Origin of the sequence: Corynebacterium sp. HMSC072A02 (assembly GCF_001810085.1) — a bacterium.
GTDB lineage: Bacteria > Actinomycetota > Actinomycetes > Mycobacteriales > Mycobacteriaceae > Corynebacterium > Corynebacterium hesseae.
Map to the genome: position 1 here is coordinate 56,911 of NZ_KV799821.1, position 15,051 is coordinate 71,961.

Here is a 15,051-nt window from a genome sequence, read left to right on the forward strand (position 1 = left end):
CGAGTTTCTTTTATCATTACTGTCATGAAAGAAACTAACTCGGTCACTGGCTCCGTCATCATCGTCGGCAGCGGCCTCGCCGGCATGGTCGCCGGCTACGAGGCCCTCAGGGGCGGCAAGCACGTCATCTTCCTGGAGCAGGAAAACCGCAATAACCTCGGCGGCCAGGCCTTCTGGTCACTCGGCGGGCTGTTCTATGTCGACTCCCCCGAGCAATCCATGATGCGTGTCAAGGACTCCGAAGAGTTGGCCTGGCGCGACTGGGCCAACTCCGCCGACTATGACCCGGTGACCGAGGATGACCGGCACGACTACTGGGGCGAGAAATGGGGCCGCGAATACGTACGCTTCGCCGCCAATAAAAAGCGCGACTACCTCAAGTCCTTGGGCCTCAACGTCCTACCCACCATCGGCTGGGCCGAGCGCGGCTCCGGGGATGCCTCCGGCCACGGCAACTCCGTGCCGCGCTTCCACCTCACCTGGGGCACGGGCCCAGAGGTCGTGCGCGTCTTCCGCGAACCGCTCCTTAAAGCAGAAGAAAAGGGCCAAGTAGAATTCCACTTCCGCCACAGGGTGGACGAGCTCGTCGTCGACAACGACGACACTGGTAGCCCCCGCGTCGTCGGCGTGCGCGGCAGCGTCCTCTCCCCCACCAGCCAGGCGCGTGGTGAGGCGAGCCCGAGGGACGTCGTCAAGCACTTCGAGCTGCGCGGCTCCGCCGTGGTCATCGCCACCGGCGGCATCGGCGGCAACCTGGAGAAGGTACGCAAGATGTGGCCCACTGAGCGTTGGGGCGAATGCCCGAAGGAACTGGTCACGGGTGTTCCCGCGCATGTCGACGGCCGCGGCATCGACATCGCCCAACAGGCCGGCGCCTCCGTGGTCAACACCGACCGCATGTGGGCCTACACCGAGGGCATGACCAACTGGAACTCCATTTGGCCCGGCCACGGCATCCGCATCATCCCTGGGCCCTCGGCGCTGTGGCTCGACGCCGAAGGAAACCGCCTGCCCACCACCCTCTTCCCCGGCACCGATAACCTGGCCGCACTCGCCCACATTGGCCAGACCGGCCACGGCTATTCCTGGTTCGTGCTCAACAAGGCCATCGTGGACAAGGAATTCATCTTCTCCGGCTCGGAGCAGAACCCGGATCTGACGGATAAGGAATTCAAGAAGCTCGCCGGCAAGCTGGGCCCCGGCACGCACGTGGCCGTCAAGGCCTTCATGGACAACGGTATCGACTGGGTCGTAAAAGACAACCTGGAGGATCTCGTCGCCGGAATGAACGACATCTCTCCGGAGGGCTCCCCCACCATTGATGTGGCCCAACTTCGAAAAGTCCTGGAAGACCGCGATTCTCAGCTTGATAATCCCTTCAGCAAGGACACCCAAGTCAACTACCTGCGCGTGGCCCGCGGCTTCTTGGGTGACAAGCTCATCCGCGTGGCTCCCCCGCACCGCATCCTCGATGAATCCAAGGGCCCGCTCATCGCGGTGCGTTTGAAATTCCTGACCCGAAAGACGCTGGGTGGCCTGGAGACCAACCTCGATGGCCAGTGCCTCAACCCCGACGGCACGGTACTCCCCGGCCTTTACGCCTGCGGTGAGGCCTCCGGTTTCGGCGGTGGCGGCATGCACGGCAAGAATGCGCTGGAAGGCACCTTCCTCGGCGGATGCATCCACTCGGGCAAGCGCGTGGGCGAAGCGTTGGCGCGCGGCTAGCACGGTTTTCTAATACTGTCGGTCACTATGAACCTCGCTAGGAACGTCCGCATCGACGTGGAGAATCCCTTCTTCACCACGTCCCGCTTCGTCGCCGCCCCCGCGGAACTCACCGTGGGCGAGATGATGATCATCGTCCACGCCGCACTCGGCCTCGAGCCCTCTCATCCGGGAATCCTCGTCGGTGGGGACGATACGCCAATCGACGTCCTCAGCATCATTGACCAGGACTTTTTCGAGACTTTCCGGGAGGTAGCGCACTACCACCCCTCGGACGGCGCATGGAATATCAGCATCAGCGTGGCCGATAGCTCGCGCGTCGTCATGGGCCTTCCCGCGCTTATCGCCGGTGAGGGTCCCGATCTCATGAGTGAGCTCGGAAGTGCCGAGGCGATGTTCAAGGTGGTCCTCGACGTCCAGGCCACCATGGCCTACATGGCCGTGCCCACGGATAGTATGGAGCGCATCTTCGCGCTCTTCCCCAACTACACACTGGACCAAATCCACCAACGCCTCACCACGTTCTTCCCGCCAGCAGTGGCGCAGCGCCTGGCCACCATGGGCACGGAGGCCGCCAACCTCGAGGGCGGCACCAAGCCCGCGCTGCCTGGGGATCTCCCGCTCGATCCCTTCCGCTCCACCCCCTTCGAAGACATCCCCGTGCCCTCCCCGGAGCTGCTGGAGCAATGGCGCGCGGACATCCACGAGGCCTACCCGGAGCTGCGCCCCGACTATGAGCTGCCGGCGCTTGACGACGCCACCGCCGCCCACGTAGGCCAGCGCATACGCGAATACCTCGAGGTCATCGAGGAATTTCCGCGTCTCACCGGGGCCGGCTACCTCAAGCAGGCGGCCGTCGCGCGCCTCAAGGAGGGACTGAATAGCCCCAATGATTTTGATGAGGTCAAGCGCGAGGACTACCACCAGCCGTTGCTGAACTTGCGGGGTTTCTTGACGGACTTGGATTGGATCAAGACCACGACGACGGATATCAAGCTCACCAAATATGGCCGCAAGGCCATGAGCGATCCGCTCTGGGCAACGCAGGTCGTCCTGAACAACATCCCCTATGCCTACGCCGAACCGGAGGGCATTCCTCAACTGTCCTTCGAACTAGTCCATTTATTCCGCGGCGAGTGGGAGTTCAACCCGGAATACGACTACACGCACGCCATCACCCGCGACCTGCTGTTCACGCTGGGCGTCCTTGAGGATGATTCCACGTTTCCCATGATTACCGATGGCTGCGAGGGCTTCCTCGGCGCGATCATCACCAAGGTGCGCGAGGAGCTGAACCAAGAGCTGGATTAGCTCCAAGCCGCGACCATGTAGACGACACTCATAACACTGCTCCCTGGTGTTGTTCGGCGGTGAGGTGGGATTGTTGCGCACTAAATCCGCCTAGGTCAGGAAGGCGTCCTGCAAAAGGCATCTGGTAAAAGGCATCTTTGGGTCTAAAAACGCCATCTGCACTGAGTAAATGGCGTTTTTGGTCGCGAAAACGCCATTTGACTGATGCCTTTTGTAAGACGCCTTTTGTCAGTTGCCTCCTGCATGTCAATGGAGGCACGCAGACGTTGCGCGCTGCGAGGGGAGTGACGAAGGTACACGCCTAGGCGCAAAACTGCCCTAACTGACAATTTTCCCCACGATCCTTCGCTGGAAGGGCGCTGGTTTCGTCAACTAGGGCAGTTGCGGCCGCCATCTAACGGAGCCACGTTGGTTTTACTTCACCACCAGGTTGACCATGCGGCCCGGGACGTAAATCTCCTTGACCACGTTCTTGCCGGCGGTCAGCTCGGCGATGCGCTCATCGCTCTTTGCCACGCCCACGACGGTGGCTTGGTCGGCATCGGCGGGCACCATGACGCGGGCCTTGACCTTGCCGTTGATCTGTACCGGAACCTCAATCTCATCGTCGACGAGGTACTTCTCATCGAACTCCGGGAAGGACTCGTAAGTAATGGTCTCCTCGTGACCGAAGCGCTTCCACAGCTCCTCCGCAATGTGCGGGGCAACAGGGGAGACCAGCTGCGCTACCGGCTCAACGGCCGCGCGCGGCGCTCCCTTCGGGTAGGTCTTGGTCAGGTAGTTGACGTACTCGATGAGCTTGGCCACGACGGTGTTGAGGCGCAGGTTCTCATAGTCGTCACGCACGCCGGCGATGGTGCGGTTGAGCTGCTTCAGGTCATCGTCGGAAAGCGCGGCGTCCGTCGTGGACAGCTCGCCGGAGTTCTCATCGATAGCCAAGCGCCACAGGCGCTGCAGGAAGCGCTGCGCGCCCACCACGTCCTTGGTCGCCCACGGGCGGGAGGTATCCAGCGGGCCCATGGACATCTCGTACACGCGCAGGGTATCGGCACCATAGTCGTTGCAGATGTCATCCGGGGCCACGGCATTCTTCAGGGACTTGCCCATCTTGCCGTACTCCTGGTTGACCTTCTCATCCCCGTAGTAGAACGCGCCATCGCGTTCTACTACCTCGGCGGCCGGGACGTAGACACCGCGGGAATCCGTGTACGCGTAGGCCTGGATGTAGCCCTGGTTGTACAGGCGGCGGTAGGGCTCCTTGGAGCTTACAAAGCCCAGGTCAAAGAGCACCTTGTGCCAGAAGCGCGAGTAGAGCAGGTGCAGCACAGCGTGCTCAACGCCACCGACGTAGAGGTCAACGCCGCCCGGATCGTTGGCGCCGTGCTCTTCTGTACGCGGGCCCGTCCAGTAGCGCTCATTCTCCAGATCGCAGAAGACTTCATCGTTCGTCGGATCGATGTAGCGCAGCTGGTACCAGGACGAACCTGCCCACTGCGGCATGACGTTGGTGTCGCGGTAGTACGTCTTGGGGCCATCCCCAAGACCCAGGTCCAGCTCCACCTCAACCCACTCGCGGGCCTTGGCCAGCGGCGGCTGCGGGGAGGAATCGGCATCATCCGGATCGAAGGCCACCGGCTTGTAATCTTCCACCTCAGGCAGCTCGATGGGCAACATCGACTCCGGCAGCGGGTAGGCCTGGCCGGCCTCGTCGTAGACGATGGGGAAGGGCTCGCCCCAGTAGCGCTGGCGGGCAAACAGCCAGTCACGCAGCTTGTACTGGATCTTCTCGCGGCCTACTCCTTGTTCCTCCAGCCACGGAATGATGGCGGCGATGGCCTCATCCTTGGACATACCGTTGATGTCCAGGGAATCGTTGGCGGAGTTTACGGCCTTGCCGGACTCCGTGTACGCCTCCTTGGTGATGTCGCCGCCAGCAACCACTTCAGTAATCGGCAGCCCAAAGACCGTGGCGAACTCATAGTCACGCGTATCGTGCGCCGGGACCGCCATGATGGCGCCGGTGCCGTAGCCGGTCAGGACGTAGTCTGCGATGAAGATCGGCACCTGCTTGCCGTTGACCGGGTTGGTGGCATAGGTACCCAGGAAGACACCGGTCTTTTCCTTGTTCTCCTGGCGCTCCAGGTCGGACTTCGCGGCGATGGAAGCACGGTAGGCCTCCACGGCCTCCTTCGGGTCATCGTGGCCGAAGGTCCAGCGCTCATCGACGTCATCCTCGTAGGGGATGGGGGAGAGGAGGGCGTCGACAAGCTCGTGCTCCGGGGCCAGCACCACGTACTCCGCGCCGAAGAGAGTATCCGGGCGGGTGGTGAAGACGTCGATGTTGTAGCCCTCAGCGTGGAAGGTGACCTCCGCGCCGCGGGAGCGGCCAATCCAGTTGCGCTGCATGGACTTGACCTTCTCCGGCCAATCCAGAAGCTCCAGGTCATCGAGCAGGCGGTCGGAGTAGGCGGTAATGCGCATCATCCACTGACGCAGGTTTTTGCGGAAGACCGGGAAGTTTCCGCGCTCGGACTTGCCCTCCGCGGTGACCTCCTCATTAGCCAGCACCGTGCCCAGGCCCGGGCACCAGTTCACGGTGGAGTTGGACAGGTAAACAAGACGGAATTCGTCGAGCGCGTGGCGCTGCTCTTCCTTGGTGAGATCCGCGTAGTAGCGGCCGTCCTTGGTGGTGCGCTTGCCCACCTCAAGCTCCTTGATGAGCTCAGAGATCGGGCGCGCCTTCTGCTGCTCTTCATCAAACCAGGAGTTATAAATCTGCAGGAAGATCCACTGCGTCCACTTGAAGAAGGAGGGGTCGGTGGACTCCACGGAGCGGCGCGGATCGTGGCCTAAGCCCAGAATGCCCAGCTGGCGGCGCATGTTCTTGATATTCGCCTCCGTCGTGGTGCGCGGGTGCGTACCCGTCTGGATGGCGTACTGCTCCGCCGGCAGGCCGAAGGCGTCATAACCCAACGTGTGCAGGACGTTCTTGCCCAGCATGCGTTGATAACGCGCATAGGTATCCGTAGCGATATAGCCCAGCGGGTGGCCCACGTGAAGGCCTGCGCCCGAAGGGTAGGGGAACATGTCCTGGATGTTCAGCTTCTCCGCGGGAAGTTCCTTACCCTCCTCCGCGAGCGGACCGACTGGGTTCGGCGCGTTGAACGTGCCGTTGTCCTTCCAGTACTGCTGCCAGGCCTTTTCAATCTGCGCGGCGAGCTCCGGCGTGTAGCGGTGGGTGGTGTTATCGCTCGGGTTAGTCATGGTTAGACAGTGTAGTCACCGTACGGACATCACCCCAGTTAGACCCAGCTAGACCGCGTCCTTTCCCGCAGAGCGGCGGCACTTAGTTAGCCTGTGCCGTTGCTTCAATCCGTTCAAGGCGCTTGCGCAAATCCACGATGACATCGGTCTTGTTGTAGAAGATATCGACGACAGAGCCCTCTTCATCAAAGGGCGGCTGGAAAATTTCCTCGTAGGCCACGCCACCGTTGTGAACCAGCACGTCCACCAGCATCTTGATGAAGCGGATTTGGGCGGCGCTGAACGAAGTGTTGCTGAGAAGGTCCGCAAATTGCTCCTGGACTGCAGCTTCATCAAGACCTACCAAGCGGCGAATGAAGGCAGGAATACTGTCTCCACCCATGCGTTCCCGCAGCTTGTCAATGCTTTCCTCGAAGCCCACGCTTCCCCCGCCAGCCTGAGCCACCATGGCTTCCAACGCGGCAACATCCTCTGCGTTAAGCGCACGTGCACTACGCAACTTGATCATCGCGAGATCGTTGTCGTGTTCCTGCAGCACATCACGCAGCTGTTGTTCGGCCTGAGAGGGGTAAGAGCCTGTTCCGGGCAGCCGCCCAGGCATCTCATCATCGATCGTGAGTTCACCCATCTCATCTTGGATGTCGAGGGTCACGGCGTTGCGCTTTCCCTTGGGCACGAACTGGATGAGCGAACGCATGCCGATGCGGATGGTCTCGAGGTCCTCGACCGTAACGTTCTTCCACCACTCCGGATCCAGCGCGCGCTCGAGGAAGGACCGCCGCTCGGCCACCATGGGGATGGTGGAGCTCACGGCCATGAGATCATTCGCCATACCCTCCACGCGTTGGCGCAATGCCGCAAACTCGGGGCTGTGGTCGAGCAACCCCACTTGGAGCTTCAGAATCACCAGATCAAAGCGCTTAGCTGTCTCTGGTTCCTTCATTGTGTTCAGCGGCAGGTGTGCGAGATGGCGGCGCAGCTGCTCAGCCTTTTCCTCATTCACGTCGTCCCAGGCGGAGCGCTCGCGGTAGCGCATCAGGGTTTCTTTGTCGCCGGGCCGGACCATGATGTGGCCTAGCGGCACAGACGCCGTTGAGGCGTGGAGGGAGTCGGCAAGCTCGGCGCGCAGTTCTGGGGCATCGGAGTGCTTGTCCAGCTGCGCGAGCAATCCCACGCGGGCATCAAAAAGCTTTTCCGACAGCGATCGCGGGCGTCCCGTGGCCGAATCACGGGCTTCACCCTTGTAGAACTCATCCACGTTGCCGCAGAAGTCGAAGATGAGGAAGTGCGTCTTGTCCATCCCCGGCCCGAAGAGGTCCGGGCGCAATCGCGTCCCTCGGCCCACCATCTGCCAGAACTTGGTGGGGGAGTAGATGGGTTTGAAGAAGACGAGGTTAACCACCTCGGGTACGTCGACGCCAGTGTCCAGCATGTCCACGGAAATCGCGATGTTGACGTCCCCGTCCGGATTTGCAAACTCGTCTAAGGCCGACTGCGCATACTTTGTGTGCGTGGTGATCACGGAGGCACCAGTGCGCGAATACTCCGGGAACGTCGCGTCAAAGACTTCCTTGATAAGTTCCGCGTGGCGTTGGGTCCGGGCGAAGATGATGGTCTTTCCCAATTGGTCGCCGCCCACGCGAATCCCGTTCTCCACTACGGTTTTCAACACCTTGCGTATGGTGTCCTTGTTGAACAGGTAGCGGTTGATCTCCGCTGAAGAAATCTGTCCGGGCGGATCTAGGCGCCCACCGTCCTCGTCGGTACCCCAATCGGACGTGTCCCACGCCAGCTGCTCCTCGGGGGAAAGCTCGTCATAGGACATACCCCGGCGCAGGAAGAGTGAGTCCTGCCGAGCCGTCTTGAAGGGAACGAGGTTTCCGTCTGCCACAGCTTCATCGAGGCCGTACTCGAAGGACGGGGTTTTATCCTCCATCTCAAAGAGCGCATATGTGTCATGGTCGATTTCGCTCTTCGGCGTCGCCGTCAGCCCCACCACGTAGGCATCGAAGTACTCCAAGATGCGCTTGAAGCGGTTGTACACGGAGCGATGGGCCTCATCCACGATGATGAGGTCAAAGTCGAACGGCCCAAACTTGGCCGGCTTGTCTCCGTCATCCCCAATCAGGTTCATCATGGTGTTGTAGGTAGTGACGTACACATCACCTACCTGCTCAGGATTTTTGATGAGGTTCACGGGCGTGGACTCCGCGTACATGCTCACAAAGGCCTTGTGCGCCTGATTGACCAAGGCAGTGCGGTCCGCCAGGAACAGCACCTTGCCCACCCAGCCGGCCTGGCGCAACAGCTTGGCGGTGGCCACGGCCACACGCGTCTTACCAGTTCCCGTCGCCATGACCAGCAATGCTTGGCGACGCCTCCGCCTCTCCAACGTCTCCGTCACCGCACGGATGGCCTCGAGCTGATACGTGCGGGCGCCGCCGCCAGCAATCTCCGTATCGACCGCCGTCTCACTCAATAGGGCACGCATGGTGCGCCGCCCGATCATGCGTCGCAATTGCTGCGCGGTGGGGAAACCTTCGACCTCTCGGGCGGGATAGCCCACACCGGAGCCAGGAAGGTTAGCGGCATCATCGATCAGGTCAATGTGATAGCCGTTGGTACACAACATGACCGGCCGTGTGCCGTATTCGCGCTCGATGCAGTCCGCGTACAGCTTCACCTGTTGAGCGCCCACGCTCATAGACTCCATCGATTTCTTCGCTTCGATGACGGCCAGCGGTGTGCGGTCATCATCCCACAAGACATAATCTGCGTAGCCAACGCCGGAGGGATTGGGCATGCCGCGCAGCTCGAGCTCTCGAGTGATTGAATCATCACTAAACCCTGCTGCTTCGAGCATCGGATCAATGAGCTGTCGGCGCGTCTCGGCCTCGCTGATTGCCAAAGGCGCAGCCGACGGTGCTGCCACCCCAGCGCGCTCTGCCGCGGCTGCTTGCTGCTCAGCCAACTGCTCCTGGAGGGCCTCAATCTTGGCAGCAAGTTCGTCTTTCACCTGCCGTGCAGCTTCGCGCTCTGCTTCGGCTTGCTCCTGGGCATCAGCGATCTCCGCCTTCGCCTTAATCTCCGTGCTCCGCCGCTTGAGCTCGAACTGGGCGGCCTCACGAAGGCGCTTCTCCTCCGCTTCACGCGCGGCTTCCTTGGCCTCATCGAGCAGCAGCCGGTTCTTCTTTAGCTCCTCATCCTGCTGCGCTAGCTTCTTGAGGTACGCGGCGGTCTGCGCTTGGGAGCGCCCAGCAACGTGAATGCCTGAAGAGTCAGCTGTGGCTTGGCCCAGCAGGTTAGTATCAAAAGCCGCCTGCGGACCCGGTGCGGCCTGAGGGTTGGCCGAGTGGTACCGCACCGCCCAGGCCATGAGGTCATAGAGGTGCGCCGCCGCCTTCCGCGCCCTCTGCGGGGAGGTCGGCGCTTGCTTGCCTTCCATGTCGTCTGCGTGCGCGGCGTCGTTGCCGCTCTTGCGCACGAGAGTCATCTTGCGCAGCATGGTCTTATTGTCCACACACTTAGTGAAGGCGCGGTCTCGGGTCATCTCCGCCAAGCTACGGTACTGAGTGTCACCCAAATTTCGGAGCACCCAGATGTGGCTGACCACTCGCTCCAGCACCTTGCGCGCATAGAAGCAGGAAATCACCGGGTCCGCATCCACGAACCGCTCTACCTTCAGGCACTCCTCATACGCCGTGGGCCAGACGTAACGTACAAAGCCGAAGTTGCTGCGTGCAGGCCCACCTGGCACACCGTTGCGTCCGGCAGTCGGGGGAGTAGTGGTCACCATAGAGTTCTCCAGGGACAAGTTTTCACATCACCAGGGACGTGGTGTCATATCGAATACAGCTTGATTCCAGTAATTCTAAGTCACCACCCGATACCTAGCTACCAGAATTACTCCGTTCCCGGGTCAATCTCTTCAGCCTCTCTCTTCCCTGACCTATCGCCGTCCTCCCTGGTTAATCACTGCATTCGCCCCTTGTCCTTGCCTAAATACGCCACTAAAATCACCGTTGTCCTGCAGTTCTACAGTTGGCTGTTCCAAGGTCCACCAATCAAAACAAGGACACCAATAGAGAAGGACAAAACACCCGTCCACCGGATGTTCAGACAAGGCAGCTAAAACGATGACCAGTATTTCTTTGCGCGAACTCACCCAGCGTTCTGACCACATAGTGCGTGCAGTGGCCGCTACGGGTCACAACGTGGTCATCACTGACCGCGATCAAGCCATCGTTCGAATTGTCCCCATCTCATCCCCAGATAGCCCCGTGAAGCAGTTAGTGGCTGCCGGAATTTTGAGCCACGCTCCAGAGCCTTATTCACAGCCAGCCGCCACAGCCCCGCAGCCAAGGCACACAGACAATCTGCGTCCTGGAAACCGACGTTATTTCGCTACTGGACCGTGACGACCGCTTGTGATGGCTTATGTGGATGGCTCGTTGCATGACCCCATCCAGATGCGCTGACAGACTATCCACGCCGAGCCTTCTGCGCCGCTTCCTTGCGGACGTTCTTAAAGATCTGCGTAATGTCAACAGAGCCGTCAGTTTTATCTAGAGTATCTACGTCATAGGCACCAACACGCTGGGCCTCGGACGCCAGCTCTCGCAGTGCTTTGCGGCGTTCACACCGCAACCCATCTCGGTACCGCAATAGATCAAGGAGCCGCACTCTCCTATGTCTTCCACCGGTAGTGCGCTCAAATGCTATCGATCCATCCTCAAGCTTCTTCACCAGAGTCGGCCTACTAATGCCCAGGAAATCTGCCGCTTGCTGCGTTGTGAGCAACTGGTCTACGGGCGCAACAGTCACGGCCTTTCCTTGCTGCATCGCGTGAACTGCGTCTAACAACACGCTCAATGCCTCCTCGGGCAGATCTACCGCCTGCCCGTCGGGCCCCACTAGCGCAGTAGGTCCCGACTGCTGCTCTAAGAACCTGCTCACGTCAAGCATGGCTTTCAGGTCCTGCGGCGGAAGCGTCGTGTGGGGGCGGTGATTCCGTGCCTCATCCATAAGGCCATCATAGGGCAATTCGAAAAATTCGAAAGAGCGAACGCAGCTCCTCGTGCCCGATGAATGCCTACTCAATTTCATGCTGCGGCATGCATCGTTTCTTCAAGGCAGCAAGCCAACAAACAAGCAGATCCATAAAAATAATTTTGATTACTAATAACCAAGACTTCAGACACAATCTTGGGCTATAACTACAAGGTCACTATTTCTCTTCTCTGAAAGTTGAACTCTCTCATGACATACTCTCGGCTCGGTCTTGGAGTCTCCATAGCTGTTTCGCTCTCCTTGGTTTCTGTCCCTTCCGCTACTGCTCTCGATGCTCAGCTGGACACTCGCAACGGCAAAGAGATTTGTGTGGTCTCCCTCGACTCCGCGGAAAAGGAAATCTCTAAGAAGTACTTCGCTGCGAAACTCGAGGAACAAACCAAACTGCAGAACCGCATGCGCCAGGACTTCCCACAGTATGCGGACAGCTTTGCCCGCCTAGACTCCGCCCCTCAGACCCACAACATGCTAAGTTTCTGGTCTCTCAGCCGCTTTGCGCTCCCCACTGAGGCTGAGCTTGTGGCTCAGGGCTACGACCGCTTGGACGCTTCCTACCTCGTATTCACCAATTCTGACACTGAGGCCGAATACAAGGAGTGGGCGGCCAACGGATATCCCTTCAATTGGGAAGTGGCGCGCAATTGGACTCCCAGCGAACTCGCTGAGTATCCCTACGGCGATCTCCCCGTAGTGAACTCACAGAACGGTGAAGTCGAGGATTCTGCCATGGATCTTCGGGCACAGGTGCCCTCGTACTCCACAGGTCTACAGGCTGGTTTCCCCACTACTTCTCAAAAGCTGACCAATCTCATGAAGCCGGGGGAGCTTCGTCTGCAACCTCTCGAGGATGAATTCGAAGCCGTAGCAGGCCTCGAAGTCATGGGCTTTACCTTGCCCTTCAGCTCCACTGTCACCCTTGCTGGTGCTTGCGAAAACGCCTACCTCGCGAAGGAACAATCCGAAGCTGAGGCCTCTACTACGCCGCCGACCTCTGAACCAGTTCCGTCCACTAGCACAACCACGGCACCGACCACTTCCGTTGTGCCTCCTTCTTCGACGAAACCAACCACAACCCGTCCGGCTAAGACCACCCCGGCAGCTACTCCTACCGCACCCGCGAAGCCGACCACGGCAAAGCCAACTACTACCAAGCCCAAGCCGACCACGACCAAGTCCACCTCTGCGCCTACATCCACCGCGCCCGCAAAGCCGACCACAACCACTCCAGCACCGAAGCCCAACAAGACCAATGACAGCGGTTCCTCAACTGGCGGAATCATCGCCATCGTCTTGGCAATTCTTGCCGCCGCAGGTATTGGTGTTGTGGCCTTCCTGCCGCAACTAGGGTTCAAGCTCCCTTTCTAGAGATTGGCTTCTTAGGTCATCGCCATTAACTCTTTTAAGACAAAAGGGCGGAAATAGTTTCCCTGACCCGACTAATGACAGGCGCCCAGCTCCATTTCGTTGAGCTGGGCGCCTGTCCTTTTTTAAACGCAGCGAAAGGCTGTACTCGCTCCCGCAAACGCAAGAATCCGCCTCTATCTACTCGAAGTAATCCTCGTCCACCTCAACCAGTGCCACAGTCCGCTTGACCTGCACGCCCACGCCGTAGCGGATCATCAGTTCCGCCAACCTGTCCCCGTCGATTAAGACGACGCGTGACGACACCGCATCCGCATACTCCTGCGCCTTATCCGAAAACGTCGCTGTAGTCAGGAACACCCCTCGATCCGCCTGCGCACCCTGCAGCGCACCCACGAATCCCTGAATAGCCGGTCGGCCGATGCTCTTATCCAACGCATACCGCTTAGCCTGCACGTAAATCCGCGACAAGCCCAGCGCATCCTGGTCAATAATCCCGTCGATTCCACCATCATTGGATAACTGCGTACGCGTGGCCTTGCCCTGCGTTCCGCCATATCCCATAGCCATGAGCAAGTCCAGCACTGCCTGTTCAAAGAACGCCGGCTCATTGTCGTGCAACCGAGTCAACAGCTCACCAGCCACGAATTCGTTGTTACGAGACACACCGGTTTCCACCTGCTCTACCGGATCGAGCTCGCTCTCGGCCTCTGGAAGGACATCTTGCTTATCGACGCCCACCTCGTCCCCAGCCTTATGCCCAGGATTCCTGCCCCGCCACGTAAGTGCCGCTTCCGTGCCCGCAATCTCTCCCAACAGCTGCTTCTCCGTCATTCCTTCGGGGTAGCGCGCCAACAGGTCACGGCCAAAATCTGTAATTTGAAAACGCGCCCGCGCCGGTGAAGTAATGGCATTCGCCTTCTTAAGGAATGTCAACGCCCACCCAACACGGTTTTCAAAGCGCGACTGCCCCGACGCAATGGTCTCAAGCCTCTCTTCGTCAGTAATGCCCGCATAAGACGCAGTTATCTCGATGAGCTCCCTACGCCGGAGCTCAGCACCATTTGCGTTAAGAGCCTCCAACACCGAAATCATGTAGGCTTCCCATCTTTCGATAGCCACTAGAGCTCTCCTTGAAATGCGCGAGTGGATAGGGACTGTCGAAGCTCCTCAAAAGAGGAACGCTGAGTTTCAGCTCTTTCTTGTTCTAACTTCAATAACTCAATTTGAAGCGATAAGGCTCTTACGTCATCTCGCGTCAAATTTGGGATCGGTGTTCGAGAAAGCTGCGACTTATTTATTGAAGCAATTCCAGTTGTTTGTTTCGCTGACCTCAAGAAATGCTTCTTAGGCCTCGAACTACTAAGTATCGCAGCCAGCACTTCAGGCGTCATTACAGTCGAGTCTTGCAGAATGCGGACGCGAAAAATGTGGTTTTGATGGATGCAAACCGGGATCTCGTTATTCCACACTGTTCCTCTCCCCAGCTTGTCGGGATCCCCGCCTTCTGTTAGAACGATGTCGCCCCGTTGCAACTGATATCGCGATATTTCGTCATTTGTCGCGTTGATTTCCTTAATCGGATGCAGTTGAAGGAATCCATCCTTAACATTGGAAACCGAAAGATACGGCACTATCGAGGTTGTACTCTTTTTCGAGACCTTTCTACCCTTTGTAATTCCAGATTGAATTTCGGAGATGGTACCAAGCTCAACTTCTTGATCCCCCCTTGCCTTTAGAAACTCTTCAACGACAACCCGCTTTAGAGCTTCAAGGCCTTCGACTTTCTTTATCTGTATTGAGGATAGCCGGCCAACCTCGTCCAAAACCGCCGCGATGCGGCGCTGCTCGTCGAGGGGAGGGAAGGGGATTCGGATGTCCGCGGCCCTTGTTTTTGAGAGTTCCTTGAATGTCGCACCTGTACCCAGCGACTGAAGGGCATCTTTCTGCGATAGCAAATAGTGGGCTAGGTAGCGTGCATCTATTTCGGAGGAAGGAATGAAGCTCTTGCAACCCTGATTCGTAGTCATGGGTACTTGTGCGATTGCGACATAACCAATTGGTGCACGGCTCGAAAGCACTACACTGCCTGCAGGAAGAAGCACGGCAGAGCTTTTGTCAACACCTCTTTGAGTAATAGCTCGTTCCCCAGAAGATATTTCGAGTCCCTTGAGCTTGCTCAGATCGGCAGGAGTCACCCATGGGATCTCACCGCCCCAATACTCCTCAACACTCGTCTTCGGCGTGCCGCCTGAAACGACCTCACACACATCCCCCAACCGCACCATCGGCCAATCATGCTTTGCAGTGCTAGCCATG

The 15,051-nt window shown here is 58.9% G+C and carries 9 protein-coding genes; 4 read left to right on the forward strand and 5 right to left on the reverse strand.

Annotated features, from left to right (window positions below):
• Nucleotides 1-24: 24 nt before the first annotated feature.
• Nucleotides 25-1,725, forward strand: coding sequence for an FAD-binding dehydrogenase (locus HMPREF2698_RS02530; RefSeq protein ID WP_070561865.1), 1,701 nt, complete (start codon nucleotides 25-27; stop codon nucleotides 1,723-1,725).
• 27 nt (nucleotides 1,726-1,752) lie between these two features.
• Complete coding sequence (locus HMPREF2698_RS02535) at nucleotides 1,753-3,036, forward strand: hypothetical protein (protein WP_070561867.1); 1,284 nt, start codon at nucleotides 1,753-1,755, stop codon at nucleotides 3,034-3,036.
• A 414-nt stretch (nucleotides 3,037-3,450) separates the two neighbouring features.
• Here the strand turns inward: HMPREF2698_RS02535 and leuS are convergent, their stop codons facing one another.
• Together leuS and HMPREF2698_RS02545 are read right to left on the reverse strand one after the other, a co-directional pair.
• Nucleotides 3,451-6,300, reverse strand: coding sequence for a leucine--tRNA ligase (gene leuS / locus HMPREF2698_RS02540; protein ID WP_070561869.1), 2,850 nt, complete (start codon nucleotides 6,298-6,300; stop codon nucleotides 3,451-3,453).
• Between the two features lie 82 nt (nucleotides 6,301-6,382).
• Entirely contained in the window at nucleotides 6,383-10,096 is a 3,714-nt protein-coding gene (locus HMPREF2698_RS02545) for a type I restriction endonuclease subunit R (RefSeq protein ID WP_246818380.1), read from the reverse strand.
• A gap of 340 nt (nucleotides 10,097-10,436) precedes the next feature.
• On the opposite strand from HMPREF2698_RS02545, the gene HMPREF2698_RS13715 reads away from it, so the two are divergent.
• On the forward strand, nucleotides 10,437-10,718 hold the full coding sequence (locus HMPREF2698_RS13715) for a type II toxin-antitoxin system Phd/YefM family antitoxin (protein ID WP_083299189.1): 282 nt from the start codon (nucleotides 10,437-10,439) through the stop codon (nucleotides 10,716-10,718).
• Nucleotides 10,719-10,782: 64 nt separating this feature from the next.
• Here the strand turns inward: HMPREF2698_RS13715 and HMPREF2698_RS02550 are convergent, their stop codons facing one another.
• Nucleotides 10,783-11,265, reverse strand: a complete 483-nt coding sequence (locus HMPREF2698_RS02550; protein WP_246818382.1) for an excisionase family DNA-binding protein — start codon at nucleotides 11,263-11,265, stop codon at nucleotides 10,783-10,785.
• 294 nt (nucleotides 11,266-11,559) lie between these two features.
• On the opposite strand from HMPREF2698_RS02550, the gene HMPREF2698_RS02555 reads away from it, so the two are divergent.
• Nucleotides 11,560-12,735: a hypothetical protein gene (locus HMPREF2698_RS02555; protein WP_070683554.1), complete on the forward strand. Its 1,176-nt coding sequence runs from the start codon at nucleotides 11,560-11,562 to the stop codon at nucleotides 12,733-12,735.
• A gap of 177 nt (nucleotides 12,736-12,912) precedes the next feature.
• On the opposite strand, the gene HMPREF2698_RS02560 is transcribed toward HMPREF2698_RS02555, so the two are convergent.
• Complete coding sequence (locus HMPREF2698_RS02560; RefSeq protein WP_070561877.1) at nucleotides 12,913-13,854, reverse strand: restriction endonuclease; 942 nt, start codon at nucleotides 13,852-13,854, stop codon at nucleotides 12,913-12,915.
• On the reverse strand, nucleotides 13,854-15,050 hold the full coding sequence (locus HMPREF2698_RS02565; RefSeq protein WP_083299188.1) for a restriction endonuclease subunit S: 1,197 nt from the start codon (nucleotides 15,048-15,050) through the stop codon (nucleotides 13,854-13,856). Before HMPREF2698_RS02565 ends, HMPREF2698_RS02560 begins: the two co-directional genes overlap by 1 nt.
• Between the last annotated feature and the right edge of the window lies 1 nt (nucleotide 15,051).